General features: G+C 71.9%; 26 protein-coding genes. 13 read left to right on the forward strand and 13 right to left on the reverse strand.

What is annotated here, in order from left to right; genetic code table 11:
- Positions 1–17: 17 nt before the first annotated feature.
- From E1291_RS09055 to E1291_RS09065, 3 genes are read right to left on the reverse strand one after another with little or no spacing between them, the layout of a single operon-like run.
- On the reverse strand, positions 18–533 hold the full coding sequence (locus tag E1291_RS09055; RefSeq protein WP_131737288.1) for a methylated-DNA--[protein]-cysteine S-methyltransferase: 516 nt from the start codon (positions 531–533) through the stop codon (positions 18–20).
- Between the two features lie 19 nt (positions 534–552).
- Positions 553–2,025 (reverse strand): AlkA N-terminal domain-containing protein, encoded by a 1,473-nt coding sequence (locus tag E1291_RS09060; RefSeq protein WP_131737289.1) that lies wholly within the window; start codon positions 2,023–2,025, stop codon positions 553–555.
- Positions 2,026–2,075: 50 nt separating this feature from the next.
- The gene (locus E1291_RS09065) at positions 2,076–3,053 is read right to left on the reverse strand and encodes a DMT family transporter (protein WP_207400640.1); all 978 of its coding nucleotides are present in this window, start codon (positions 3,051–3,053) and stop codon (positions 2,076–2,078) included.
- A gap of 241 nt (positions 3,054–3,294) precedes the next feature.
- On the opposite strand from E1291_RS09065, the gene E1291_RS09070 reads away from it, so the two are divergent.
- Positions 3,295–3,660, forward strand: coding sequence for a nuclear transport factor 2 family protein (locus E1291_RS09070; protein ID WP_131737290.1), 366 nt, complete (start codon positions 3,295–3,297; stop codon positions 3,658–3,660).
- A 69-nt stretch (positions 3,661–3,729) separates the two neighbouring features.
- Here the strand turns inward: E1291_RS09070 and E1291_RS09075 are convergent, their stop codons facing one another.
- Positions 3,730–4,515, reverse strand: coding sequence for an SDR family NAD(P)-dependent oxidoreductase (locus E1291_RS09075; RefSeq protein WP_131737291.1), 786 nt, complete (start codon positions 4,513–4,515; stop codon positions 3,730–3,732).
- Between the two features lie 45 nt (positions 4,516–4,560).
- Positions 4,561–5,946, reverse strand: a complete 1,386-nt coding sequence (locus E1291_RS09080; protein WP_131737292.1) for an MFS transporter — start codon at positions 5,944–5,946, stop codon at positions 4,561–4,563.
- Between the two features lie 88 nt (positions 5,947–6,034).
- Between E1291_RS09080 and E1291_RS09085 the strand changes: the two genes are divergently transcribed.
- Positions 6,035–6,904 (forward strand): helix-turn-helix transcriptional regulator, encoded by an 870-nt coding sequence (locus E1291_RS09085; protein ID WP_131737293.1) that lies wholly within the window; start codon positions 6,035–6,037, stop codon positions 6,902–6,904.
- Here E1291_RS09085 and E1291_RS09090 read toward each other — a convergent pair.
- Positions 6,901–7,281 carry a YrdB family protein gene (locus tag E1291_RS09090; protein ID WP_131737294.1) on the reverse strand — a complete coding sequence of 127 codons (381 nt, stop codon included), beginning with the start codon at positions 7,279–7,281 and terminating at the stop codon, positions 6,901–6,903. The two genes, E1291_RS09085 and E1291_RS09090, sit on opposite strands and share 4 nt — an antisense overlap.
- A 70-nt stretch (positions 7,282–7,351) precedes the next feature.
- On the opposite strand from E1291_RS09090, the gene E1291_RS09095 reads away from it, so the two are divergent.
- A complete protein-coding gene (locus E1291_RS09095) occupies positions 7,352–8,509 on the forward strand; it encodes a methyltransferase (RefSeq protein WP_131737295.1) in 1,158 nt (385 codons plus the stop codon).
- Here E1291_RS09095 and E1291_RS09100 read toward each other — a convergent pair.
- Positions 8,472–9,326, reverse strand: a complete 855-nt coding sequence (locus E1291_RS09100; protein WP_242614036.1) for a helix-turn-helix transcriptional regulator — start codon at positions 9,324–9,326, stop codon at positions 8,472–8,474. The two genes, E1291_RS09095 and E1291_RS09100, sit on opposite strands and share 38 nt — an antisense overlap.
- Positions 9,327–9,438: 112 nt before the next feature.
- Here E1291_RS09100 and E1291_RS09105 point away from each other — a divergent pair, with 112 nt between their 5' ends.
- From E1291_RS09105 to E1291_RS09120, 4 genes are all read left to right on the forward strand, one after another.
- Complete coding sequence (locus tag E1291_RS09105; RefSeq protein ID WP_131737296.1) at positions 9,439–10,212, forward strand: alpha/beta fold hydrolase; 774 nt, start codon at positions 9,439–9,441, stop codon at positions 10,210–10,212.
- Between the two features lie 112 nt (positions 10,213–10,324).
- Entirely contained in the window at positions 10,325–11,113 is a 789-nt protein-coding gene (locus tag E1291_RS09110) for an SDR family NAD(P)-dependent oxidoreductase (RefSeq protein WP_131737297.1), read from the forward strand.
- Between the two features lie 35 nt (positions 11,114–11,148).
- Entirely contained in the window at positions 11,149–11,655 is a 507-nt protein-coding gene (locus E1291_RS09115; protein WP_207400641.1) for a GNAT family N-acetyltransferase, read from the forward strand.
- Between the two features lie 15 nt (positions 11,656–11,670).
- Complete coding sequence (locus E1291_RS09120; RefSeq protein WP_131737298.1) at positions 11,671–12,102, forward strand: hypothetical protein; 432 nt, start codon at positions 11,671–11,673, stop codon at positions 12,100–12,102.
- 1 nt (position 12,103) lies between these two features.
- Here the strand turns inward: E1291_RS09120 and E1291_RS09125 are convergent, their stop codons facing one another.
- Complete coding sequence (locus tag E1291_RS09125; protein ID WP_242614037.1) at positions 12,104–12,580, reverse strand: MarR family winged helix-turn-helix transcriptional regulator; 477 nt, start codon at positions 12,578–12,580, stop codon at positions 12,104–12,106.
- A gap of 68 nt (positions 12,581–12,648) precedes the next feature.
- Here E1291_RS09125 and E1291_RS09130 point away from each other — a divergent pair, with 68 nt between their 5' ends.
- Positions 12,649–13,542 (forward strand): LLM class flavin-dependent oxidoreductase, encoded by an 894-nt coding sequence (locus E1291_RS09130; RefSeq protein WP_131737299.1) that lies wholly within the window; start codon positions 12,649–12,651, stop codon positions 13,540–13,542.
- Between the two features lie 39 nt (positions 13,543–13,581).
- Here the strand turns inward: E1291_RS09130 and E1291_RS09135 are convergent, their stop codons facing one another.
- A complete protein-coding gene (locus E1291_RS09135; RefSeq protein WP_131737300.1) occupies positions 13,582–14,721 on the reverse strand; it encodes an alpha-lytic protease prodomain-containing protein in 1,140 nt (379 codons plus the stop codon).
- A 907-nt stretch (positions 14,722–15,628) separates the two neighbouring features.
- Between E1291_RS09135 and E1291_RS09140 the strand changes: the two genes are divergently transcribed.
- Positions 15,629–16,501: a GNAT family N-acetyltransferase gene (locus E1291_RS09140; RefSeq protein ID WP_131737301.1), complete on the forward strand. Its 873-nt coding sequence runs from the start codon at positions 15,629–15,631 to the stop codon at positions 16,499–16,501.
- Positions 16,502–16,555: 54 nt separating this feature from the next.
- A complete protein-coding gene (locus E1291_RS09145) occupies positions 16,556–16,939 on the forward strand; it encodes a PPOX class F420-dependent oxidoreductase (RefSeq protein WP_131737302.1) in 384 nt (127 codons plus the stop codon).
- Positions 16,940–16,970: 31 nt separating this feature from the next.
- On the opposite strand, the gene E1291_RS09150 is transcribed toward E1291_RS09145, so the two are convergent.
- Positions 16,971–18,110 carry an FAD-dependent oxidoreductase gene (locus tag E1291_RS09150; protein ID WP_131737303.1) on the reverse strand — a complete coding sequence of 380 codons (1,140 nt, stop codon included), beginning with the start codon at positions 18,108–18,110 and terminating at the stop codon, positions 16,971–16,973.
- 50 nt (positions 18,111–18,160) lie between these two features.
- On the opposite strand from E1291_RS09150, the gene E1291_RS09155 reads away from it, so the two are divergent.
- Positions 18,161–18,724 carry a TetR-like C-terminal domain-containing protein gene (locus E1291_RS09155; RefSeq protein ID WP_131737304.1) on the forward strand — a complete coding sequence of 188 codons (564 nt, stop codon included), beginning with the start codon at positions 18,161–18,163 and terminating at the stop codon, positions 18,722–18,724.
- 150 nt (positions 18,725–18,874) lie between these two features.
- Here the strand turns inward: E1291_RS09155 and E1291_RS09160 are convergent, their stop codons facing one another.
- Positions 18,875–19,123 carry a hypothetical protein gene (locus E1291_RS09160; RefSeq protein ID WP_131737305.1) on the reverse strand — a complete coding sequence of 83 codons (249 nt, stop codon included), beginning with the start codon at positions 19,121–19,123 and terminating at the stop codon, positions 18,875–18,877.
- Positions 19,124–19,973: 850 nt separating this feature from the next.
- Complete coding sequence (locus E1291_RS09165) at positions 19,974–23,567, reverse strand: replicative DNA helicase (protein WP_165495030.1); 3,594 nt, start codon at positions 23,565–23,567, stop codon at positions 19,974–19,976.
- Between the two features lie 339 nt (positions 23,568–23,906).
- Here E1291_RS09165 and E1291_RS09170 point away from each other — a divergent pair, with 339 nt between their 5' ends.
- Positions 23,907–25,235 carry an MATE family efflux transporter gene (locus E1291_RS09170; RefSeq protein WP_131737307.1) on the forward strand — a complete coding sequence of 443 codons (1,329 nt, stop codon included), beginning with the start codon at positions 23,907–23,909 and terminating at the stop codon, positions 25,233–25,235.
- A gap of 48 nt (positions 25,236–25,283) precedes the next feature.
- Here the strand turns inward: E1291_RS09170 and E1291_RS09175 are convergent, their stop codons facing one another.
- Positions 25,284–25,802, reverse strand: a complete 519-nt coding sequence (locus tag E1291_RS09175; RefSeq protein ID WP_131737308.1) for a GNAT family N-acetyltransferase — start codon at positions 25,800–25,802, stop codon at positions 25,284–25,286.
- A 100-nt stretch (positions 25,803–25,902) separates the two neighbouring features.
- Here E1291_RS09175 and E1291_RS09180 point away from each other — a divergent pair, with 100 nt between their 5' ends.
- Positions 25,903–26,091, forward strand: coding sequence for a hypothetical protein (locus E1291_RS09180; RefSeq protein ID WP_131737309.1), 189 nt, complete (start codon positions 25,903–25,905; stop codon positions 26,089–26,091).
- Positions 26,092–26,093: the final 2 nt, after the last annotated feature.

The following is a 26,093-nucleotide window of genomic DNA, read 5'->3' on the forward strand; positions in this document are numbered from 1 at the left end:
TCCCCGGGAACGGCCGGTCAGAACAGGGCGGGCTCGACGCTGCCGCGTGTCTCGCGCTCGAAGTCGAGCAGGTACCGCTTGCGTTCCAAGCCGCCGCCGTAGCCGGTGAGGCCGCCGCCGGAGCCGACGACGCGGTGGCAGGGAACGATGACGCTGACGGGGTTGCGCCCGTTGGCCAGGCCCACGGCCCGGGACGCGGTGGGGCTGCCGATCTCGACGGCCAGTTCCCCATAGGTCACGGTCTCGCCGTAGGGGATGTGCTGGAGCGCCTCCCACACCCGGCTCTGGAAAGGCGTTCCGCGCAGGTTCAGCGGCAGGTCGAAGTCGGTCAGCTCGCCCGTGAAGTAGGCGGCGAGCTGGTCGGCGACGGCGGCGAACGGTTCCGAGCGCGGATCCGGTGCCGGGGCACCGAAGGTGTCCTCTGACGGGAGGTGCCGCTGCTTTTCCATGTACAGGCCCGACAGCCCGCCGTCGGTGACGACCATGGTGAGGGGGCCTATGGGGCTGTCCAGGACGACGTGCGTCGTTTCCATGGAGGAGATCCTCTCTCGTTCAGGAGGCGGGCAGCAGGTTGATGGCGTGATCGCCCGTCGCCCACAGGTACTGGACGGCGTAGGCGCGCCAGGGGCGCCACTCGGCGGCTCGCCGGGTGAGGGCCGCGGGGGTGGAGGGGAGGCCGAGGGTGCGGGCGGCCGCGCGGATGCCGAGGTCTCCCGGGATGAACGCGTCAGGGTCGCCGAGCGCACGCATCGCGATGGTCTCGACGGTCCACGGCCCGAATCCCGGAAGGGCCGCCAAGCGCGCGCGGGCCTCTTCCCAGTCGCTTCCCACGCCGAGATCGATGTCGCCCTTGGCGAGCGCCGTCACGAGGGTGGTGATGGTCGTCCGGCGGACCTGCGGGAACGCGAGGGCCTCGGGGTCCAGCCCGGCCAGTGCGGAGGGCGTCGGGAACAGGTGGGTCAGCCCTCCCCCGGGGTCACTGATCGGGTCGCCGTGGGCGAGGACGAGCCGGGCCGCGTGGGTGCGGGCGGCGGCCGTCGACACCTGCTGTCCGAGGACGGCCCGGACGGCGAACTCGGGGGCGTCCACGGTGCGCGGGACGCGGCGTCCCGGCGCCTTGGCGACGAGCGGGGCGAGCACGGGGTCGGCGCCCAGCAGGTCGTCCACGGCGACCGGGTCGGCGTCGAGGTCGAGCATCCACCGGCACCGGCTGATCGCGATGGTGAGGTCGCGCAGGTCGCTGAGGGTGAGGGTGCAGGCGACGTGGTCGGGCCGGGGGCTCAGGGTGGCGATGCCGTGCCCGTGGGGGAGGCGCATCGTGCGGCGGTACGCGCCGTCCCGCCACTCCTCGACGCCGGGGACGGCGGTCGCGGCGAGGTGCCCGAACAGGTTGTCGGGGCAGAGCGGTGCCCGGAAGGGGAGCCGCAGGGAGAGGGATCCCGAACCCGCGGGCGGGTGGCCCTTGGCGACGCGGTCGCGCAGCTGGGTGGGAGTGAGTGCGAACACCTCCTTCACGGTGTCGTTGAAGGCGCGGATACTGGCGAAACCTGAGGCGAAGGCAACGTCCCCCATTGGGAGGGGTGTCGTCTCGATGAGGAGGCGGGCCGTCTGCGCGCGCTGGGCCCGCGCCAGGGCCAGTGGGCCGGCGCCCAGTTCGGCGTTGAGCTGACGCTCGATCTGGCGGGTGCTGTAGCCCAGCCGGACAGCGAGGCCGGGGACGCCGTCGCGGTCGACGACGCCGTCGGCGATGAGGCGCATGGCCCGCGCGACGACGTCCGCGCGGTGGTTCCACTCGGGGGAGCCGGGGCTGGTGTCGGGCCGGCACCGCTTGCAGGCGCGGAAACCGGCCTGCTGCGCGGCGGCGGCGCTAGGGTAGAACCGCATGTTCTGGGGTTTGGGCGGCACGACCGGGCAGCTCGGGCGGCAGTAGATCCCGGTGGTCACGACCCCGGTGAAGAACCACCCGTCGAACCGGGCGTCCTTCGACTGGACGGCCCGCACGCACCTTTCCACATCTTCGTGCATTCCTCCAGCATCACCGATGGTCAGGCGGATTCACTAGCGGGAATCCGACATCAACCCTCCGGGGCCGGGCGGCCCGCGAACGCGTACAGGACGACGCCGAGGCTGATCGCGGCGATGCCCGCCCAGGCGAGGGCGCCGGGCACGTCCGTGGTGGTGAACAGCGGTTCGAGCAGGGCGACGAACACGACCTCGACGGCCTGCGTCGCCTCCACGGCCGCGAGCCGCAGCGGATGCCGCCGGACCCGGTGCGTCGCGGCGAAGAACAGCGACGTCGCGACCACGCCGGAGCTGACGGCGACGACGAGGGTCGTGGCGAGCTGCCCGGCCGTCGGCGCCCCGGCGCGGACGCCCCCGGCGAGCGCCGTCACCAGCCAGAACGGCAGGCTCGCGATCGACATGGCGAGCAGCCGCTGGAAGGTGTCCAGGTCCGTCCCGGCCAGCTCCATGGTGCGGCGGTTGCCGACCGGGTAGGCGACGGCCGCGACCAGCACGGCGGCGACCCCGCCCGCCATGCTCGCCGACGAGCCGCCCTGGCCGCCGGCCTGGGTGAGGAACACCCCGGCCAGGATGACGGCGGACAGCGCCAGGCCGCGGCCGGGGATCCGCGCGCGCTCGTCGCGGTACAGCAGCGGCGCGAGGAGCATCCCGCACACGATCGTGACCTGCCAGGTCGCGGCGACCGTCCAGCCGGGCGCGAGGTCGGCGGCCAGGCACATCGGCGCGTAGAACAGCCCGAAGCCGACCGTGCTCCACAGCGTCCAGGGCAGGGGAGCGGCGCGCAGCGCCCGCAGGACGGGGCCGACGCCGCCGCGGAGGCCGACGATCACCAGGAAGATCGGTAGTGAGAAGAGGAACCGGAGGGCGCCGCTCCACTCCCAGGCGCCGCCGTCCACGGCCATCATCCGGTTGGCGATGAACGAGACGGAGAAGAACAGCGCGCCGAGCACGCCCAGCCCGATCGAGGCCGTGGCACCGGCCCGTCCGGTGGCGCCCCGCACGGACGCGGCGGGAGCCTCGGCTTTCACCACGGGAACGTTCCCTTCTCGCGCCGGCCGGTGCTCCCGATCATCGTCGGCGGGCAGGGGCGCGGGCCAGACACTATCCAGAACAGAACAGGACGGATCAGGTCAATGGCTCGGACCGTCGTCTCCCGACGCCCGCCGCATGACCCCCGAGGTAATCGATCTCCGTCCGCCGAGACGGCAGCGTAGGGGACACCGGGAGGGAGGAACCCCTCCGAACCCGGACCGAACCGATGGGAGCATGACCATGAGCGACGTTCAGCAGCGGGTCGAGCGTTACCTGGCCGTCTGGAACGAGACCGACCCCGCCGCCCGCCGCGCCGCGATCGACGCGCTGTTCACCGAGGCGCCCGTGTACGTCGACCCGCTCGGCCTGGCCGAGGGCCGGGACGCGATCGACGCCTTCGTCGGCGCCGCCCAGGGCCAGTTCCCCGGCCTGGTCTTCCGCCCCGCGGGCGTCGTGGACGCCCACCACAACGTGGCCCGCTTCACCTGGGAGCTGGGCCCCGAGGACGGCGAGGCGATCGTGGTCGGTTTCGACGTGGTGGCGTTCGACGAGGACGGCCGCTTCGACCGGGTGACCGGGTTCCTCGACAAGGTCCCGGCCGCCTGACCGGGACCTCGCCGGAGTCGGGGTGACGCCCCGCGGGAAGAGCGGCGCTCCCGGTACGGGGGCGCACGGTCAGATCTGGCGGAGCGCGCCCCCGTCCACCGCCCACTCGGCCCCGGTGACCTGGACGGCCAGGGGCGACAGCAGGTAGGCGATGACGCGCGCCACGTCCAGGGGCGTGCCGAGCCGCCGGACGGGCAGCCGCCGTTCCCGCACGACGAACCGCTCGACGGCCTCCTCGACGGGGAGGCCGTACTGGTCGGCGAGCTGGTCGGCGAACCCGCCGGGGCGGTCCCAGAGCCGCGTGCGGGTGGGGCCGGGCGTCACGACGTTCGAGCGGACCCCGCACCGCCCGAACTCCCCCGCCAGCGTCTTCGACACCGACAGCAGGGCCGTCTTGGACGCGGCGTAGTCGACCAGCGGCGTGTCGGGGAACCGCCCGGCCTCGCTGGAGACGTGCACCAGGCTGCCCGCGCCCTGGTCGATCAGGGCGGGCAGCGCGGCGCGGGCCATCCGCACCGCCGCGTGGAGGTTCAGCTCGAAGGTGGCGTGCCACTGCCGGTCGGTGACGTCCAGGAAGCCGATCCGCGAGTCGAGCGCGCCGGCGTTGTTGACCAGCCCGTCCAGCCGGCCGTGCCGGTCGAGCGCGGCGTCCACGACGCGCTGCGCGGCGGCCGGGTCGGTGAGGTCGGCGGCGACGCCGGTGACGTGCGCGCCGAGCCGTTGGAGGGGAGCGGCGTCGCGGGCGACGCCCACCACGCGGGCGCCCTCGGCGGCCAGCAGCCGGGCGGTGGCCTCGCCGATCCCGGCGGAGGCCCCGGTGACGACGTACACCTTGCCGTCGAGTTCGAGATCCATGATCCTTTCCTGCTTTCTGTCGAGGGCGGGACGTCCGGGGACGTTTCAGGAGCGGCGGAGGAAGCCGGCGACGAGCCCGGCGCCCGCGAGCGTGATCGCCGCGTTGGCGAGGGTCGCGGCGTGCACGCCGCCGAGGACGGTGGCGTGCGCGGTCGCGACGGCGCTCATGACCGGGATGCCGAGGGTGATCGCGACCTGCTGGGTCATGGTGGCCAGGCCCGTCGCCAGGCCCTGCTCGCCGTCGGGCAGCCCGGCGGTCGCGGTGCCCATGAACGCGACGATCGCGACGAGGTTGCCGAAGCCGCCGATCGCGGTGGCGGTCAGCAGCAGCCCGAGCCCGCCGCGCCCGGAGCCGAGGCCGAGCAGCGCGGCCGTCGCCGCGGCCTGCAGGACGAGCCCGCCCGCGAGGGCGGCCCGGCCGCCGAACCGGCCGATGAGGCGCGGCGCGGCGACGCCCCCGGCGAAGGTCCCGGCGCCCAGGACGCCGAGGGCGAGGCCGGTCGCCAGCGGGGAGAAGCCGAGGACCTGCTGGAGGTACAGGGTCATCAGGAACACCAGCGAGGTCTCGGTGGCGAAGGCGATGAACCCGCCCGCGTTCCCCCACGCCACGGTCCGCCTGGTCAGCACGCCGAGCGGAGCCAGCGGGGCCGGGGAACGCCGCTCGATCAGGACGAACGCGACGAGCAGGACGGCCGCCGCCGCGAGCGCGGCCAGTGCCAGGAAATCGTCCCCGCCGTGCGCCCCTAGGGCGGTGATGCCGTAGACGAGCGCGAGGAGGCCGCCGGTGACGGTCACGGCGCCGGGGACGTCCAGCCGCGCCGCGTCCCGCGACCGGCTCTCGGCGACCAGGGCGGGCGTGACGGTGAGGATCACCGCCGCCACCGGCACGTTGACCAGGAACGCCCACCGCCAGCTCAGCAGGTCGGTGAGCACCCCGCCGAGGATCGCGCCCACGGTGAACCCGGCGGACATCAGCGCGCCGGAGAGCCCGAGCGCCCGCGTCCGCAGCGGCCCCTCGGGGAAGGACGTGGTGAGCAGCGACAGGGCCGCCGGGGTGGCGATCGCGGTGGCCAGGCCCTGGAGCACGCGCCCGGTCAGCAGCATCGCCGGGGACGTGGCGAGCCCGCCGGCCAGCGAGCCGACCGCGAGCAGCGCCATGCCCGCCAGGAGCATCCTGCGTCGTCCGAACAGGTCGGCGACGCGGCCGAACAGGAGGGTGAACCCGGCCGCGGGAAGCGCGAACGCCGTCGCGATCCACTGGAGCCGGTCAAGGCCGAAGCCAAGCCCGTCCCCGACGACGGGCAGGGCCACGTTCAGGATGGAAAAGTCGATGGCGAGCATGAACTGCGCGCCGAGGAGGAGGGTCAGAGTCAGCTTGTGCCGTGACGACATCCGCTCGGGGGAGGCGATGTCGGCGGTGAGAGTGGTCATGCCGGAACGATCGCCCGCGGTGTGGGACCCGACCCAGCCCCCGGCCTTTCGTACCACTGGCAGTAGCAGCCTGGATAACCTCACCGGCATGGCACGGAACGGCGAACTGGGCGAGTTCCTCAAGTCACGGCGCGCGCGCCTGCGCCCCGAGGACGTCGGTGTTCCCTCGTACGGATCCCGCCGCCGCGTCCCTGGCCTACGCCGTGAGGAGCTGGCGCAGCTCGCCGGGGTCAGCGTCGCGTACTACATCCGCCTGGAGCAGGGGACGGCCGAGGGCGTCTCCACCGAGATCCTCGACGCGGTCTCCAGGGCCCTCCGGCTGGACGGCGACGAGCACGCCCACCTGCACCGCCTCGCGCACCCCCCGCGCCGCGCCCGCGAGCAGGCCCCGCCCCGCCTGCGGGCACCGCTCCAGTACTTGCTCGACTCCATCGAGCACGCCCCCGCCTACATCGTCGGCCACCACACCAATGTCGTGGCTTGGAACCGCCTTACAGCGGCGGTCTTCGTCGATCTGGCGAACGTCCCCGCGGATGAGCGGACCTGGTCGCATCAGATCCATCTCAGTGACGACTACAAGGCGCGCCTAGGCGACAACTGGCCGACCGTGGCCCGCCGTAACGCGGCCTACCTCCGCTTCCGGTCCGGCCAAGACCCGGACGACCCGCAACTCCAGGCCCTCATCGCGTGCCTACGTGAACGCAGCCCCGACTTCGGGCGCCTGTGGTCAGCTCACCATGTGACGGATCTGACCCATGGTGAGGCGCGCATCGACCATCCCGAGGTCGGACGGATCGTCCTGCCCTTCGAGACCCTGCACCTCCCCGGCGACCCGGACCTGAGCCGTCTCATGCTCTACGCCGCCGAGCCGGGATCCCCGTCGGAGCGGGCCCTTCGCACCCTGGCGGAGTCGTCGTCCCATCTGTCCAGCGCTGACCTCGCGGAGGAATCCGCCTAGAGGGACTGGTTCCTGGCGCTACGGAAGTGGGCTTCGCGGTCCAGGGTGGCGAGGACCGTGTTGACGAGGACCACTGCCGCGAAGACAAGAGCGAGAACGGGACGGCCCACCCCGTACAGGGCCAGCGCCCCCGAGCCGAAGACCACGGCCTTCACGAGGAGGACGAAGGGCAACGGCACCGTGTACTTGGCCCGTGGCGCCGCGAAAGCGCCCCACAGGGCCATCGCCAGGATCGGCGCGCCGAGGCCGAGGAGGATGTGCGCGAGGACGTTCCCGCCGGTGGTGAACCCCCACCAGGCCAGCGCGGCGAGGGCCACGAGTTCCAGCAGGAACGCCAGGCCCTCGTTGACCGCGTGAAGCGGGCCGGGAAGACGCACACGCCGATCGTCCCACCGGGCCCGGCGGCGCCGCTACCCTGCGAGCAGCGATGATCTCAGGAGGAGCGTGATGGACGGGCCGGTCGTCGGCTGGCGAGAGGACGGGCGCGAGATCCGCGCCCGGTGGCGGTCGGAGAGCGGCGCGCCGCCGCCGCGCCGGGTCGTGGTCGCCGGGGACGAGACCCGAGCGGACGACGCGTACCGGATGGCCTGCGAGGGGACCGCGCTGCTGTGGCGCGGCGACTACCAGAACGCCCGGCAGTTGCTGTCGGCCATGGCGCGGCGTATCGACCGGCCACCGCGCAGACGCAGGCACAAGGCGGAACCGTCCCAAGTACAGGCGTTCCACCTGTATCGGCAGGCGCGGGCCCAGCGCGCGCGGACGCTGGGGATGCTGCTCGTCCCGTTCGAGGCGGGGCACGTGATGCCCCTGAGGCGGGCACCGGACGTCCAGGACGCGTGCCGGGCGGCGTACGGACCGGACGATCAGCCCTATGTGACGTCCCTGCGCGAGATCCTCGGACTGGTCGGCGCCTATGAGTGGCGTGAGAAGGGCGTGCCGATCCCAGCGCTGGGTGGGGGGCGGATCCACCCGCACTATGGCGTGTTCTCCCCCGTCCGGGGCGAGTACGTCGATCTGGTCGCGGAGGCGCCGCTCCCCGGCACCGACTCCGCGTTCGACATCGGCACGGGCACCGGTGTTCTGGCCGCCGTTCTCGCACGCCGCGGCTTGGAACATGTCACCGCCACTGATCAGGACCCGCGCGCGCTTGCCTGTGCCCAGGAGAACGTCTCCAGGCTCGGTCTGGCCGAGCGGGTGGAGGTCGTCCAGAAGGACCTGTTCCCCGAGGGGCAGGCGAGGCTCATCGTGTGCAATCCCCCGTGGGTGCCCGCGAAGCCCGGCTCCCCCTTGGACCATGCCGTGTACGACCCGGACAGCCGGATGCTCAAGGGCTTCCTGGCGGGGCTCCCCGGCCACCTGGAACCGGACGGGGAAGGCTGGCTGATCCTCTCCGACCTGGCCGAACATCTCGGGCTGAGGTCACGCGAAGAGCTGCTCCAGGCGTTCACGGCGGCAGGGCTGGAGGTCGCCGGACGGCTGGACGCCAAGCCCGTCCACCCGCGCGCCGCCGACCCGGACGACCCCCTGCACGCCGCACGGGCCGCCGAGGTCACCTCGCTGTGGCGGCTCAGGCATGGCTCCGGTGGGCGGTCTCCGGGCCGATGACGCGCAGCAGCTCCAGCGCCTCGATGGTGGGCGAGCCGGGCGGCGGGGTGAAGACGAACACCCGCTGGTCCTCCGCCGGGGTCAGCAGCACCTCCGTGTCGAACTCGATCGCGCCGACCTCCGGGTGCAGGACCTTCATCCGGCTCGTGCGGTGCAGGCCGACCTCGTGCATGTCCCACAGCCGCGTGAACTCCGGGCTGGCCTCGTGCAGCCGGGCGACCAGCGCCGCCGCGGCCGGGTCGTCACCGCGCCGGGCCACCGCGGCGCGCAGGTCGGCGACGTGGAGGCGGCCGTTGCGGTCGTGCTCGTCCACCGGGTACGCCTGCCGGACGAACGGGTCGGTGAACCAGCGCCAGACGATGTTGCGGTCCTGCTCGTCGACCGTGCAGACGCAGCCGAACAGGGCCTCCGCCAGGGCGTTCTGAGCCAGCACGTCGCCGAGGTCGCCGACGATCTGCGCGGGGGTCTCGGCCAGCCGGTCCAGCAGGTACAGCAGGCCGGGCCGGACGTGCTCGCCCGCGAAGGGGCCCGCGGGCGGCCGGTGCCCGGCCAGGACGTACAGGTGGTCGCGCTCGTCCCCGTTCAGCCGCAGGGCGCGGGCGAGCGCGCCGAGGAGCTGCGTCGACGGCTGCGGGCTGCGGGCCTGCTCCAGCCGCATGTAGTAGTCCGCGGACATCCCGGCGAGCTGCGACACCTCCTCGCGGCGCAGTCCGGGCGTGCGGCGGCGCGGCCCGGTGGCCAGGCCGACCTCCTGCGGGCGCAGGCGCTCGCGGGAGCGGCGGAGGAAGTCGGCGAGCTGCCGGCGGTCCATCTCCATGTCTCCATCATCCGACCGGTTGCGCCGTGCCCGCACCCCGCAGCGTGGGATCGCTGATCCTAGCCAGAACGGTCCGCTCCTCATGGGCGGCCCGCGCTGGCAGTTTCGAGACATGACCACTGTGACCATTGGAAATGCCCGCATCCCCTACCGCGTCCACGGGTCCGGGCCCACGCTCGTCCTCGTCCACGGCGCCGGTCCCGGTTCCGGCATGTGGGACTACCTACTCGACCGCTTCACCGGCCGCACCCTGATCCTGCCCGACCTGTCCGGCAGCGACGCCGCCGAGGACGACGGCGCGCCGCTGACCATCGAGACGCTCGCCGAACAGGTCATCGCCGTGATCGAGGACGTCGACGCCGGCCCCGTCGACCTCGTCGGCTTCTCCCTCGGCGCCTCGGTCGTCGCCGCCGCCGCCGCGCTCCGCCCCGACCTCGTCCGCCGGCTGATCCCCATCAACGGGCTGGCCACATCGGACGACGAGTACGTCCAGCAGATCATGACCACCTGGCTCACCCTGGCGGGCAACGCCGAAGGCTTCGGCCGGTACGGCACGCTCACCGCCTACAGCAGGTCGCACATGAACGAGATCGGCCACGACTCCGTCGAGCAGAGCCACGGGTTCATGAGCCCGACGGAGGGCCAGCTCCGCCACCTCGACCTCCTCCTCCGGATCGACCTCCGGGAGCTGCTGCCGAAGATCGAGGCGCGCACGCTGGTGATCGGCTGCACCCACGACCAGACGCTCCCCGTGGAGAACCACCGGGAACTGCACGCGGGCATCCCCGGCGCCGAGTACACCGAGCTGGACTCGGGGCACGTCGTGCTGGCGGAGCGAACGGACGAGTTCGTCAAGGTCATCCAGGACTTCCTCGACCGCCCGTGACCGCGCCGGGGCGGCGTCCTGGGTCGGACGCCGCCAGGCAGGCGCGGACGGGTATCGCCGCTACCCCGATGGACCCCTGCGGAAGGCCCCCCGCGCCGGGCACGATGGCACCATGCGTCCCATCGAGCAGCAGACCATCCTCATCACCGGCTCGACCGACGGCCTCGGCCGCGCCCTCGCCGCACGGCTCGCCGCCGAAGGCGCCACCGTCCTCGTCCACGGCCGCGACGACGAGCGCGGCGCGGCGACCCTGGAGGAGATCGGGGGACGGACGTCCTGGTACCGCGCCGACCTGTCGTCCCTCGCCGAGGTCCGGGCGCTGGCCGAGGCCGTCCGCGCCGGCCATCCCCGGCTGGACGTGCTGGTCAACAACGCGGGCATCGGCGGCGCGGGCCCGCGCGAGGAGAGCGCCGACGGGCATGAACTGCGGTTCGCGGTGAACTACCTGTCGGGATTCCTGCTCACCCGGCTGCTCCTGCCGGTCCTGCGCGCCTCGGCGCCCGCGCGGATCGTCAACGTCAGCAGCCTCGGCCAGACCGCCCTCGACTTCGACGACGTCATGATCACCCGCGGGTACTCGCCGATGCGCGCCTACTGCCAGAGCAAGCTCGCCCAGATCATGTTCACCGTCGACCTGGCGGCGGAGCTGGCCGGGACGGGCGTCACCGCCAACGCGCTGCATCCGGCCACCTTCATGCCCACTAAAATGGTCCCCTCGCCGATCAGCACGCTGGAGGAGGGCGTCGAGGCGACCCACCGCCTGGTGACCGACCCCGCCCTGGACGACGTCTCGGGCCGCTTCTTCGACGGCCTCCGAGAGGCCCGCGCGGACCCCCAGTCCTACGACGCGCGGGCCCGCGCGTCGCTGCGAACGCTCTCCGAGCAGCTCACGGCCCCCTGACCGTGTCGTCGACCGATCACCGTGAGGACGCCCCGATGACCGACCTCCGCTTCGCCGAGCTGCCCGTCCCCGTCATGACCGCCCTGCGCGACGGCGATCTCGATACCGCCCGCGCCCTGACCGGCCTGCCCATGACCGCCTACTTCGTCACCGGCGAGGCCAGGGCGCTCTGGCGGTTCCGGCTCGCCCAGCTCGTCCGCAGCCCCGGCGACGCGCCCTGGATCGTCCGCGCCGCCGTCACCGAGCCCGGGGGCGAGGTCGTCGGGCACGCCGGGTTCCACGCCGCGCCGGACGAGCACGGCACCGTCACCGTCGCCTACTCCGTCGACCCCGCGCACCGCCGCAGGGGGTACGCCAGGGCGATGCTCGCCGCCCTGATCGACCGCGCCGCCGCCGATCCCGCCGTCCGCGTCGTCCGCGCCACCATCGCCCCGGGCAACGCCGCGTCGCTCGCGACGATCGCGGGGTTTGGGTTCGCCCAGGCCGGCGAGCAATGGGACGAGGAGGACGGTCTCGAACTCGTCTTCGACCTCCCCGTATGACACGAGAGGACGCCCATGGAGCAGTCGACGCCGAACCCGGCCCTGAACGACCTCGACGCCCTCATCGGGGAATGGGACGTCGCGGTTCCCATGCTCACCACCGCCCGCGGCCGCGTCCGCGTCGAGCGGGCCGAGGGCGGGGCCTTCCTGCGGCTGCGCTCCGAGGCCCCCGCGCCCGTGCCGTCCAGCACGATGATGATCGGCCGGGACGACGCGTCCGGCGCCTACACCGCCCTCTACCACGACTCCCGCGGCGTCTCCCGCCTGTACCAGATGGGGTTCGCGGGCGGCGTGTGGACGATGTGGCGCGCGGCGCCGGGCTTCCACCAGCGCTTCTCCGGGACCCTCTCCGGCGACGGCTCGGAGATCCGGGCCTCCTGGGAGCGATCCGAGGACGGCTCGTCCTGGGCTCTCGACTTCGACCTGACCTACACCAGGACGCGCTGACTCAGGGGCGGGTGTGCGAGCCCTCGTCCAGCTCCATGAACACGGCGGGGACCTTGTTGTCCATGACGACCCGTCCGAGCAGCTCCGCCAGCCCGTCGCGCTCGCCCTCGCCGAGGCCGTCGCACAGCGCCTCGACCCGCCGGCACGTCTCGGCGTAGAACTCCTCGACGAGCGCGCCGCCCTTCGCCGTCAGCGCGACCCGCGCCGCGCGCCCGTCCTCCGGGTCCGGCTCGCGCCGCACCAGCCCGTTGCGGGCCGTCCGGTCCACGAGGCCCGTCAGGCTCGACTTCGCCAGCCCGAGCATCCCGCCGAGCTCGCCCATCCCGTACGGCTGCGGCATCAGGACGCAGAGGAGCTGTCCCTGCTGCGGCGTCAGCCCGTACTCCCGCGCCGATTCCGCGTACACGGCGCTCACCAGGAACGAGGACCGCACCAGCGCGGTGACGGCCCCCATCCGCCCATCTGCTGCATCACCCACCCGGCCAGGTTAGAACACCGCTCGACCCGACATATAGTTCGTACTACGAACTAGCGAAGGGGAGACCCATGACCTCGGCACTGTTCGGCATCGGCGGCAGCACCGCCGTCGACGCCGCGCCCCAGACCCTCCGCCTCGCGGCCCAGGCCGACCGGCAGGGCCTCGACCTGCTCACCTTCTCCGACCACCCCTACTTCCCCGACCGCCTGGACGCCTACGCCGCCCTCGGCGCCGTCCTCGGCCGCACCGAGCGGATCTCCGGCCTCGTGAGCGTCACCAACCTGCCCACCCGCCCCGTGCCCATGCTCGCCCGCACGGTCACGTCCCTGTCCGCGCTGTCCGGCGGCCGGATCGTCCTCGGCCTCGGCGCGGGCGGACTCTGGGACGAGATCACCAAAATGGGCGCACCCCGCCTGTCCCCCGGCGCCGCCGTCCGCGCGCTCGAAGAGGCCATCCCCCTTCTCAGGGCCCTGTCCGGGGGCGGCGACCCGGTGACCTTCGACGGCGAGTTCTCGCACGTCTCGGCGCTCGCCCCCGCCGCCGTCCCGGCGCCCCCGATCTGGACCGGCTCCGTGGGCCCCAAGTCGCTCGCCGTCACCGGGCGCCTGGCCGACGGCTGGATCCCCGGCCACGCCGCCGACTGGCTCAGCCCCCGCTACCGCACGTCCCGTCCGATCATCGACGAGGCCGCCGCGGCGGCCGGCCGCGATCCCGCCGACATCGCCACGATCTACAACATCCCCGGCAGGATCACCGAGGCACCCGTCCGGGCCACCCGCGACGGCGACGGCCGCTGGACGGGCGGCTCCGTCGGCCAGTGGGTCGAGGAGCTCACGACGGCCGTCCTGGACCACGGCGCCTCCGGCTTCGTCCTCTTCCCCACACAAGACACCCCTCCCGATGTGGCCCTGAGCCGCTGGGCCGAGGAAATCGTCCCCGCCGTCCGCGAGGCCACCACCTGAAGGGGCTCCCGGACGCACCGGGAGCCCCACAGGCCGACGTCACCGCTTCAGCGTGAGTCCCTGGGACTGAAGCGCCTCGTCCAGCGGCTGGAAGTAGGACTGGAAGCCGCTACGGCAGCTTCCCGTCGTCCCGCCGGAGGTGATGCCCACGGCGGTGCTGCCGGTCTGCAGCGAACCGCCGCTGTCACCGGGCTGCACGCACGCGGTGGTCTCGATCAGATCCGAGACCGAGCCCTCCTGGTAGTTCACCGTCCGCCCGTAGCCGCGGATGGTGCCGGTGGTCGTCCCGGTCGTGGAGCCCTTCTTGGTGATCTGGCTGCCCGCCGCGGGACGCCCCACCTGGGTGAGGTTGGCGTTGCTCAGGGCCACCGAACCGGTCTTGCGGATCGTTCCGTAGTCGTTGCCGGGGAAGCTGCTCGCCGCCCGGGTGCCGACGGTCCCACCGCCGGCGGCCGTCCAGGTGGAGCCGATGTTCGTGCAGTGCCCGGCGGTGACGACGTACTCCTGCCCGCCCTTGACGCCGATGGCGGACACCGAGCACCGGGAACCGCCGGTGTAGATGGCCTCACCGGGACCGAGGACCAGCCGCGGCGCCGCCGGCACCCGCTTGATCTGAACGGTCGCGCCGAGCGCGCGGGCGCGCTTGACGAAAGCGTTCGTGGCGGCGTCGTTGTCGTTCTTGGGCACGCTGACGACGACGGCGTTGGAGATGACGTCGACGCCCCAGGCGAGCCCGGTCGTGCCCTTGGTGCCCGCGAGGCGATCGAGCGTTCCCTTCGACGCGTTCAGCGGCCTGATGCCGAACTTGACGACGCGTGCCTTGAGACCGGCGTCCTTCACCTGCCGGGCGGCGGCGGTGCCGGTGACGTTGACGACGAGGTCGCCCTTGCCGTCGACGTACGACCCTGCCTGCTGGTCGCCGAGCCGTGACGTGAGCTGGTCGGCGACCATTGTCTGAGCGGACTGAGCGAGCCGGAGGGGCTCTGCCGGCCGTGCCTGGGCGCTTGCGGGAACGGTCCCGAACGCGGGGAGCGTGATCAGTGCCGCGGCACTCAGCAGTGGGGTGGCCACGCGTTTGACGTGCGTTCCACGGTTCACCGTTGTCCACCTTTCGCCGCCGATCAGCGAGGGGAGCTCCCGGCGGCATGTCGGGGTTGCGGAGCACGCGCCATAACACATCAACTCGCAGTGACGAGTCGTGCGACAAAGGCGACGTGTGGCAGCACCGTACTTCGGCGAACCACCGCCCACCACATGTCAAGCTGCACTTGAAATTTCAATTCATTCTGAACGGCCATCACTCGAAACGCGGCACCGCCACCCGAGAAAACCGCTGTGACCAGGCATTTCTCAGCGCGTCCAGAATGTTGCGAAGTCGATCGCGAAACTGAAAAACCTGATCATCCCTCATCGGCCGCCCGGCAAGCCGTTAAGCTCCCACCAGGGACACCCGCCGCCCCCCGCCTTCACGCTCCCACCCCGCCAAGCCCCAGGCGGACGACCGGCCGACGAGCCTCACCCCGGCCGCCGGGACGCTCCTCAAGAAGGCCCGGCCCCTATCAGGCACCAAGGCGCCGCCCTATCCGCGGCCTCGCCGTTCTCCTACGCACCACAAAAGGCAGCGGTCACGCACCCGACACGAGTGCCTGAAACTCCCGAGCCGCGGCAAGCCCCCGCGCACTGCCGGGCAGTTCCCGCCATATCTGCCCGACGAGATGCCGCGTAGCCAGAACGGGCCGGGACCGCCCACGCACCGAGGAAACGGCCACTTCCAGCCCTTCGCTCACCGCACCCGCTCTGACCAGGCGATAAGACACATCAGGCGCAGATTGGTGATCGGCCCGAGCGCGCCGGAAGGATACAGAGCATGAGATTCCACAACGGCCGCCGGCGCCCCGTGGTCACCGATCGTCGTGCGGACATACGCCTCCTTCCGTCTGAGCTGGCTCTCCGCACGGTCCCGGGGCGGTTGGGCCTGCTCGCGGCCTAGAGCACCACCTGCGACCTCGACAGGTGGCACGTTCTGCCGGCGGCTGGGGGCGAAAACCCGGTGCGGACGGTCGGCGCGGCGGTGTGTGATCGCGGTATGGCGATTGTGCTGGGCGAGCCGGGAGCCGACCGGCTGAGCGGGGTTGTGGACGTGCTGCGGGAGTGGCAGGACGACGGGGCGCCGTGGCAACTGCATCCGGGGGACCTGGGCTGGTTCTGGCGGTTCGGTGCGGAGACGACGGCCGCGGCGGTCCGGACCTGGAGCCGGGACGGACGGATTCTCGCCGTCGGGCTGCTGGACGACCCCGAGCTGAGGTTGCTGCGGCTGACGGTCGCGCCGGACGCCCGGCGGGACCGGGAGCTGGCGCGGCATCTGGTCGAGGACGTGACCGGGCCGGAGCGCGGCGTACTGGCAGAGGGGAAGGTGTGCGTCGAGGCGCCGAGGGGCGCGCTGGTCCACGACCTGCTGTTGGAGGACGGCTGGAAGGCCGGTGAGCCATGGGCGCCGCTGCGCCGCGACCTCACCGGGCCGGTGAAGGACACGGGCATGCGGATCGAGGTGATCGGGCCGGAGCAGGCACACGTGCGGGCCGCGGTACAGCGGGCCTCGTTCGATGGGTCGACGTTCACCGAGGAGCACTGGCACGCGATGGCGGCCGGATCGCCGTACGCCGACGCCCGGTGCCTGGTCGCCTACGACGACCGGGGCGACGCGGTGGCGGCGACGACGGTGTGGTCGGCCGGTCCGGACAAGCCCGGGTTGCTCGAACCACTGGGCGTGCGTCGCGAACGGCGTGGTCACGGCTACGGCACGGCGATCGTCCTCGCCGCGGCGGCCGCGCTGCGGGAACTGGGCTCCTCAAGCGCGATCGTCTACACCCCGAGCTCCAATGTCGGCGCCATCGCCACCTACGAGTCGGCGGGCTTCCGGCGGCTCCCCGAAATTCGGGACCTGTGCCGGGACGCCTAGGTCGCGCCGGTCGGTGCGGTGGTGTGCGCTCGACGGGGCGATAGCGTCCTCTTCATGATTCCTGAAAGCCACGCCGACCTGCTCACTCGTCCTCTCTTCGTCCACCTGGCGACCATCGGCCCGGACGGGGCGCCGCACGTCCAGCCCGTCTGGACCGTCTGGGACGGCGAGTTCCTGCGCTTCACCACCACGACCGACCGGCGCAAGCACAAGAACGTGGTGGCCGAACCGCGGGTATCGATCTCGGTCACCGACCCCGAGCAGCCCTACCGGTACCTGGAGATCCGCGGCGTGGTCGAGCGGATCGAGCCGGACCCGGCCGGGGACTTCTTCGACGTCCTCGCGAGGCGCTATGACCTGTCGTACGAGGCCCCGCTGGGCGACGCCGACCGCCGGGTGGTCATCGTGGTCCGCCCGACGCATACGACCAGGCAGTGAGGACGGGCTCTTTCTGACCGTCGGCTTGCGATCAGCGCGCGTCGGCCGGCGCGGACTCCGCCGGGGCCGCCGTGAGCCACGCCTCGTCCCGCAGGTAGCCGCTGGCCTTGCGGAGCCAGGAGATAGTGGACTTGGTGGACATCCCGTCCGGCATGACGGCCGACACCGATCCCAACCGGCTGGGAATCTCTCTGTTCGCCATCTTGGCGACCATGCGCGCGATCTTCGATCGGGAGCGTTCGTAGCCGCGCGGGTCGTCGGCCGAGCGGCTCAGCACCCAGGCGTCCTCCAACGCCTGGCAGGTGCCCATCGCCATCGCGGGGGACATCGTGTGCGCCGCGTCGCCCAGGAGCGTGGTGGGGCCCTTGCCCCACGTGGACCGCACGCGGTGACCGTAGTGGGGGTAGAAGAGGGCGGTTTGGGCGTGTTCGAGCACCCTGGGGAAGGGGTCCGGCCAGTGGCCGAACCGCTCGCGCAGCGCCGTCATCACGTCCGGCGCGTCCCCCCAGAACTTACTGCCCGGCTTGGCGCGCAGGTCGAACCACCACAGCGCCTTCCCGTGCCCCGCCGAGGCGATGCTGCCGAGCGAGCGGCCGTTGGAGACCATCATGGAGCGCCCGGAGTTCGTGAAGTCGGACGGCAGCGTGGTGAACGCCTGCCAGGTGACCCATCCGTTGAGCTCGCCGGGGTCCTCACCCCACAGGGCCTCCCTGACGACGGAGTTGCGGCCGTCGGCACCGATCAGCAGGTCGCCGCGGACCGTGCTCCCGTCGGCGAGGGTGATCTCCGCGTGTTCGGTGTCGACCGCGACGATCCGCCGGCCGTACCGGACGGGTACCCCGTCGGCGAGGCGCTCGACCAGTTCGCGCCTGGCGATGTGCAGGGCGTCCAAGCCCCCGAACCGGCTCTTCACCGCGTTCAGGTCGACCGTGCCGCGCTTGCGCCCCTTCACCGTCCAGGTCTCCAACGCCTCCAGCCGGCGGCCCGCGCCGGCGAGATCGACGCCGAACTCGCGGAGGATGCCGGACGCCCCCGGCCAAAGCGTGACCGAGCCGCCCTCGGTCCGCAGTTCCGATGCCGCCTCGTAGACATGGACGTCGTGCCCCGCCGCCGTCAGCCCGCGTGCCGCCGCCAGTCCCGCGACGCCACCGCCGACGATGAGTACCCTCATGTTCTTTCCTCTTTTTGAGACTCACAGTTTCTGATATCTGGAGTATCACAATGAAGCCACGCGGACGCAAGCCCGACCCCACCATCGACGCGCGGATCAGAGAGGCGGCGGTGACCCTGCTGGTCACCAAGGGGACGTCCTTCACCATGGACGAGGCCGCCGCCGCGGCCGGGGTGAGCAGGGCGAGCGTCTTCCGCCGCTACGCCACCAAGCGCGACATGCTCCTCGACGCGCTCGCCCTGGCGCTCGACGCCCAGGTCCCGGAGACCCCCGACACCGGCTCACTCGAAGGCGACCTGCTCGTGATCGTCACCCAGACCGTCGCGGGCCTGGAGTCACCCGAGTTCACCCGGGCGACCAGGGAGATCTTCGGGGAGGCCGGCAGGGACGCCGGGGTCGCCGAGGTCATCCGCACCGCCATGCGCGACAAGCGCAGGCGCGACTGGTCGATCTTCGACCGCGCCATCGAGCGCGGCGAACTGTCGCCCGACGCCGACCTGTGGCTGCTGTCGGACATGGTCGTCGCCCTGACCGTCTACCGCGCCCTCATCGAGATCCCGCAGCCCGACCCGTCCGCGATGGTCAAGGCCCTCCTCCACGGCTTCGCAAAGTGACCCTCGCGTCCACCCCTACCGGTCCATGTCGACAAATCGACTGCATTGGCTCCGAACGACGACGGTAACGGCGGCGGCGAGCCCGCTACGGTGCTCGCTGATGTCAGGTCCCTTCTCGGGGCGACTCATCGCCGTCTGCTCCACATCTCCCTAGCCGACCAAGGGCTCCAGTTGCTCGGCCGGCAGGACTTCCACGGCGAGACTAGAGAGCCGCCCCGTCATCACGACGGCGTGCCAGCGACCTTCACGGTCCTTTCGCCAGAGCAGGATCAGGGCCTCACGCAGATCGGTCGGGAACTTTCCCGAGCAGGCGGTGAACTTCGACAGATCGCTCTCGGTATGCAGGCAGACCGGGCATCCGACCACGTCGTCGCGGGTGCGGATCAGATCGCGCGTCACGGTGTGAACAGTGTCGTCCTGCCCGAATCGCTGCGCGAGATCCCGGTCGGCCTTCAGTGCCCTGCAATCGTGTATCCGGTGGTAGAGCGTGTGCCGCCGCCCCCCGAGAAGAACGAGGACCGGCCCGACAGGTTCGGCAGGGGCCCCGGGCATGGGCCGCATGTATCGCGGGTCGACCTTTCCCAGATAATCCCGAGGATCTCCGTATAGTGGCTCGCCGGCCATCTTCCCCGCCTCCGGTGTGGTCCCTGGACGCTCGTAGATCACCAATGTCTCACCGATGCACCGCTCCTGAAAGGGGGCTGGGCGCGACTCGTTCCCTGTGAACTGTCCGCCCAGCTCAGCGGGGTGCATTTAGACAAGCTGCACCCGGTCGAGTTCGACCCCGCCGGGCAACCGACCGCACCGGTGGAAACCGTGCCGTTCTCCGTTGGCCTCGGTCTTCCCAGCAGCGGGTTGGCAGTACGGGCTTCCACTCGTTGGAGAGCGCCCTTTCCAAACCGCTGGGTGTCCTGCTGGTCGAGCCATTGGCGACGACGCAGCCCGACCCGCGTGGCGACGGCCTCCCACTAGGTGTAGGTGCCAGTGTGGACCACAGGCATCGCCATCGCTGTCCGGAACGCCATGGTGTCCTGGCTGGTACGCCAGGGCAGGAGGTCGGCGACGGGGCGCCAGATGCTCGGCGGCACTAGGCGTGCGGGGAGCGAGGCGGATGGGAGGGGCCTGGCCGACGGTGGTGGCGACTCTGGTCAACTGCCGACCGGTCGCTGGGAAATCGGGTTGTGCGTCCGGCAGGAGAGCCGGAATGCGGTGTTCATATGCCGGATCTTGTGAAGCTACACAGCGTCGGCTACTGCGCCATGTCGACAAATCGGCTGTAGTGGCCCTGGAAGGCGACGGTGACGGTGGCTGTGGGGCCGTTACGGTGCTTGGCCACGATCAGGTCGGCCTCGCCCGCGCGGGGCGACTCCTTCTCGTACGCGTCCTCGCGATGCAGCAGAATCACCATGTCCGCGTCCTGCTCAATGCTGTTGTGGATGGAGATTCCATTGGCCACGAAGTTGTGCAGGCCCAGGACCGTGGCGTCGTAGACCTCCTGCTCGCCGATGCTCTCAATGGAGACGACCTCGTCCCAGAAGACGTCGTTGGTCGCCAGGAGTTGAAGCTCCGCACTGTCCAGGACGGTCGCGACCCGGCCGAGGCGCTCGCGGCCGGGTGACCGCTTCCCAAGGTCGCTGCCACAGAACTGTGTTCCCATCGCGTCCGCGAACTGCCGATGGGTCATCCGCCGATCCGCCAGGATCGTGCGAACGTCGTCCCAGACCTCATGGGGAACCGTGTCGCGGTTGGTGTTCGAGCGCACGTCCCGAAGCCTCTCGGCGGCGACCGCGGCGATGCCGCCCCTCGCTCCATGAACTCGTACGCTCTCAAAGAAGGCGAGCTGGTTCTCCGCTCCGTACAGATGGAGCTGGTAGCCGGGACGATAGTCGCCCTTCTTCACGGTCTTGATGCGCGAGGGAATGCCGAAACGAAGCAGCAGACGGGACACGTCGTCGACGAGTCGCCGGCTGGTGGAGGCGTAGTAGACGTGGCACTGCCCGGACTCGGCGTTCCAGCGCACGCAGCCGTCCGTCGCCCAGAGGTGCCTCAGGAACAACGCCACCTGCTCCTTCGGCAGCCGGAACACCGGCGCCGGGACGAACTTCTCGTGTGAGCGCAGGCCGTACAGCCCGAGGCCGTCGAGCCACTCGGCGATCGGATTGCGGCGGCCACGCGCCAGGTGATGCGGGGCGGGCAGTCGCAGTGTCGTGACCGGGGCCGCGTCGTGGTCGTCCCTGATCGCGGTGATGCCGAAGTGCCGGGCCGCACCCGTGACGGCCTCCAGGCACGCCTCGTCCTCACCGGCGTACCGGATGGGCTGCCGCCGCACGAACGAGCCGTCGCCGATCAGGTGCGCCAGCATGACCACGCGTTCCTCAGGCCACGCGTCCGGGGACAGCGGCGGCGGAACGTGCCTGGACGCGGCGATGCGCGCCCCCGGGCCGAGGTCGCCCAGGGCGGTCCAGCCCCCGTAGGTGAGGAAGGGGTGGTTGGCGGTGGCCTCGATCTCCTTGCCGGAGGCCAGCGTGACGCGGAAGACCTCCTTGCGTCCGCTCGAGAACGCGTGCGTCATCGTGCGCGGCACGTACTTCAGCCGCTCGTCGAGCGCCCACACCGGAACGTCGCGCGCACCGCTCGCGATCAGCTCGGCAACGGTGATCTCCTCGTTGGTGTCGGCCCGCATGATCCGGGTGGAGGCCGTCACACAGCCCGACTCGCGGAGGTCGGAGACCATGGGCTTCTTGTCGGTGCGCTGCTCGGGACCTCGGTTGAGCTGGGAGAGGGCGATGACGGGGACGCCCAGTTCCTTCGCGAGAAGCTTCAGCGAACGGGAGAACTCCGAGACCTCGACCTGACGGCTCTCCACGCGCTTACCGGACGTCATCAGCTGCAGATAGTCGATGATGACCAGGCGCAGGTCGTGCTGCTGCTTCAGGCGGCGGCACTTGGCGCGGATCTCCATCATCGACATGTTCGGGGAGTCGTCGATGAACAGCGGGGCCTCGGCGACCTCGCTCATCCGGCGGGCCAGGCGCGTCCAGTCCTCGTCCTGCATGGTGCCGGAGCGCATCGCGTGCAGGGCCACCCGGGCCTCGGCGGACAGCAGCCGCATCGTGATCTCGTTGCGGCCCATCTCCAGGCTGAAGAACGCCGAGGTCAAACCGTGCTTGATGGACGCGGCGCGGGCGAAGTCGAGGGCGAGGGTGGAGTTGTGCGTCGGGACGCAGCCGCGCCCCGCCAGGTACATGTGGTCGCCGTTGTCGACCTGGACGCAGCGGACCGGCACGCTCTCGACCGGCCGGACGTCCACGATCGCGCGGGCGTCGCCCGGCCGCACCCGGTGCCGGGCCGCCTTGCGCGGCAGCCGGAAGACGCAGGAGGCGGGGGTGACCTCGATCTCGTGGACGGCTCCCGGCCGGGAGGCTCGGGTGGCGTGGTGGCCGAGGCTGAGGGCCAGTTCGTGGACGCCCTCCGCGAGGGGCTCGTGGACGAGGGCGAGCCTGACCCGGCCGGACCCGGTGATGTATCCGCCCGTGTCGAGCATCCCGGCGAGCAACGCCTCCCGCTGGGCCACGGAGGCCCGCAGGTAGGGGGCCGGGACGTGCTTGCCCGGGTCCAGGCCCAGTTCGGCGAGCCGCTCCGGGAGGCCCGGGAGCGTGAAACGGCCTGGGACGGCGTGCGGGCCGACCGGCTGGCCGGCCGCCTCGATCGCGTCCAGGACCTCGCGGTCGAGGCAGGTGAGGCCGGTGGCGTCGCCGGTCGCGAGCCACGCCCCGAGCACGTAGGGGTCGATCGGCAGGGCGGCGTCGGGCAGGTGGAAGGGCGCGGCGGTCTCGACGGTGTGGGCGGGACGGCCACCGTCGTGCAGGGTCGCGGCGATCTGCTCGGTCGTCCGGACGGAGCGCGCCGTGGCCGCGCGGACCGCCACGGCCGCCGGGCGTGCCGGACGGGCCGGGGCGCGGGTGGTGCGCCACTGGTGCCCGGCGTCGGCGACGATCACCTCGCCGTCGGAGAACTCGACCTCGTAGCAGGGGCGGCCGCGCATGACCTCGGTCGCGGCGACGACGCGGGTGGGGCGGCCGTCGGCGCCGAGCAGCTCGTCGCCGGGGGAGACCTCGCCCATCGTGGTCCAGCCGGTGGGGGTGGGCAGGGGCGTGTCCAGGGACAGCGCCTTGCCCATCGCGGGACGGGCCGCGACGACGATCATCTGGCCGGGGTGCAGGCCGTTGGTGAGGGCGTCGAGGTCGGCGAAGCCGGTGGGGCAGCCGACCATCTGGCCGCCGCGGCTGCCGATCGCCTCGATCTCGTCCAGGGCGCCGGGCATGATCTCGCTGAGCGGGACGTAGTCCTCGCCGGCCCGCTTCTCCGCGATCGCGAAGACCTCGGCCTGGGCGCGGTCCAGGACCTCGTCGGCGTCGGCGCCGTCGGCGGCGTAGCCCATCTGGACGATGCGGGTGCCGGTCTCGACGAGCTTGCGGAGCACCGACCGCTCATGAACGATCTTTGCGTAGTAGCCGGCGTTCGCGGCCGTGGGCACCGAGGAGATCAGGGTGTGCAGGTACGGGGCGCCGCCGATGCGGCCGATCTCGCCGTTCTTGGTCAGCTCACCGGAGATGGTCACGGCGTCGGCCGGGTCGCCGCGGCCGTACAGGTCGAGGATGGTGTCGTAGATGATCTGGTGCGCGGGCCGGTAGAAGTCGTGGGTGCGCAGCACCTCGATGACCTCGGCGATGGCGTCCTGGGAGAGCAGCATGCCGCCGAGGACGCCCTGTTCGGCGGTGATGTCGTGCGGAGGCGTGCGTTCGAACTCCTGCTCATGCGGTCCGAGCTCGGTGACGCTCACCTTCGCACCCCCTTCATCCCGGCCGCCGGCGCCCCGTCCGCCCCACCGCCGGTCGTCCATCCCACGTTTACCTGAGGCGTCGGACATTCTCCCGAGCCCGCGCCGTCCCGGGCAAAGTGATCTGTGGACGACGGTGTGGAAGGGCCTGTGCAGACAGGCGGTTTGGTTGTGCACGACCTGTGGACAACTCTGGGGACAACGCGCGGACGGGTCGGTGGACAACGCTGTGAGCTGGGCGAACGTCGTCCACCGGCTGTGGTTGGAAGAAAGTCGGCCGATCCCGCCGATGTAATGGGTGAAAAAATTAGGAGAGTTACCGGCTGCTAGGGTGTGTCCGACATGAGTGGAACATCCCTGCGGTTCGCGACCGCCCGGGACCGCGAGATCCTCCGGCTCGCCGTCCCGGCCTTCGGCGCGCTCGTCGCCGAGCCGCTGTTCCTGCTGTCCGACAGCGCGATCGTGGGGCACCTCGGCACCGCGCAGCTCGGCGGGCTCGGCGTCGCCGGGCAGGCGCTCAGCACGCTGGTCTACCTGTGCGTCTTCCTGGCGTACGGGACGACGGCGGGCGTCGCCCGGCGGGTCGGCGCCGGGGACGTGCCGGCGGCGCTCCGGCAGGGCGTCGACGGCATGTGGCTCGCGCTGGCGATCGGCGCGGTGCTGGTCGCGGTGGGGTGGCCGCTGGTCCCGCTGATCGTGGCGGCGTTCGGCGCGTCCCCCGAGGTGGCTCCGTTCGCCGAGACGTACCTGCGGGTGAGCCTGGCCGGAATCCCCTCGATGCTGCTCGTGCTCGCCGGGACGGGCGTGCTGCGCGGGCTCCAGGACACCCGCACGCCGCTGCTGGTCTCGGTCGCCGCGTTCTCGGTGAACCTGCTGCTCAACGTGCTGTTCGTGCTCGTGCTGGACGGCGGGATCGCGGGGTCGGCGTGGGGCACCGTGCTCGCGCAGACGGGCAGTGCGGCGGTGTACGCGACGGTGATGCTGCGCGCGGCGCGGCGGCACGGGGCACCGGTGGGGCCGGACGTGGCGGGGCTGCGGACGGCGGCGACGGCGGGCGCCGGGCTGCTGGCGCGGACGGCGGCGCTGCGGGTCGTCCTGATCGCGGGGACGTCCATCGCGGCGCGCATGGGGAACACGGAGATCGCCGCGTACCAGGTCGGGTTCCAGGTGTGGGCGCTGCTGGCGTTCGCCCTGGACGCGATCGCGATCGCCGGGCAGGCCATCACCGGCCGCCATCTCGGCGCGGCGGACCTCGTGGAGACGCGGGCCGTGACGCGGCGCATGGTCGGGTGGGGCGTGGCCTGCGGGGTGGTGTTCGGGCTGGGGATCCTCGCGGTGCGCCCCTGGTTGCCGGCCCTGTTCACCTCGGACGGGGACGTCCGGCATCTGCTGCTCGCGACCCTCCTCGTGGTCGCGGTGCTCCAGCCGGTGGCGGGCGTGGTGTTCGTCCTGGACGGGATCCTCATCGGCGCGGGGGACGGCGCGTACCTGGCGGCGACCACGTTCGTGGCGACGGCCGTCTTCCTGCCGGCGGCCGTCGTGCTGTACCGGGCGGAGGCCGGGCTGGTCGGGCTATGGACGGCGATCGGGTTGTGGATGCTGACGCGGATGCTCACCCTCGGGCTTCGCGCCCGGGGGGATCGGTGGATGGTGACGGGCGCCGTCCGCTAGACCGAGGCCGGCCGCCCACGACACGGGCCGCGGGCCGGGCTTCGAGGATCAGGCGTCGTGGACCCAGGTCAGGAGCGAGGTGGGGCGGCCCTTCTCCACGACGGTCTGGGGCTTCTTGTCACTGAGCCGGTACCCGGCGGCGCGCGCCACCGCCGTGCTCGCCCCGTTCTCCGGCTCGATCTCCAAGCTCACCTGGGCCAGCCCCTCCACCTGGTGGGCGTACTCCGTCATCAGCAGGACCGCCCGGTAGGCCAGGCGCTGCCCGCGGTAGGCCGGCCCCACTCCGTAGCCGATGGTCCCGGTCAGCTTGTTCAGCATGACCTCGCCCTTGGGCTGCTCCCCGTCCGTCGTGATCACGAGGTGGAGCCGCTCGCCCAGCGCGCGGCGGCGCCGGACGCGTTCGAGGTGGGCGCGGGCGGCCTCCAGGTCGAACGGGGTGGCCATCGGCGTCCAGTAGGCCATGGCGGGATCGTCGAACACCGCCACCATCGCCTCGAGCTCGTCGTCCCGCCACTCCCGCAGGACGAGACCGTGACCTGCGAGCTCGATGGTGTCCTGTGCGCTCATGTTCATGATCACATCATGGCGGTGGGCGTGCTGAGAACCGTCCGGGCGAAAATCGGGGAACCGCACCCGCACCGGCCGCCCCACTCGCTACTATTCGAACATGTGTTCCACCCATGGCGAGCGGATGGCGCGGCTGACCCAGGCGATCGACGACCTGGCGGCCGAGGGCCTGGCCGGCCTGCCTCCGGAGACCCTGGTGGAACGCGTCGCGGGCATCTGGTCGCTGGTGGAGCGCATCGACCCGGAGATCGCCCGCCGGCGCACCCGCTACACCACCCCCGAGAGCTGACG

This window comes from Actinomadura roseirufa (assembly GCF_900659635.1).
Classification (GTDB): Bacteria; Actinomycetota; Actinomycetes; order Streptosporangiales; family Streptosporangiaceae; genus Spirillospora; species Spirillospora roseirufa.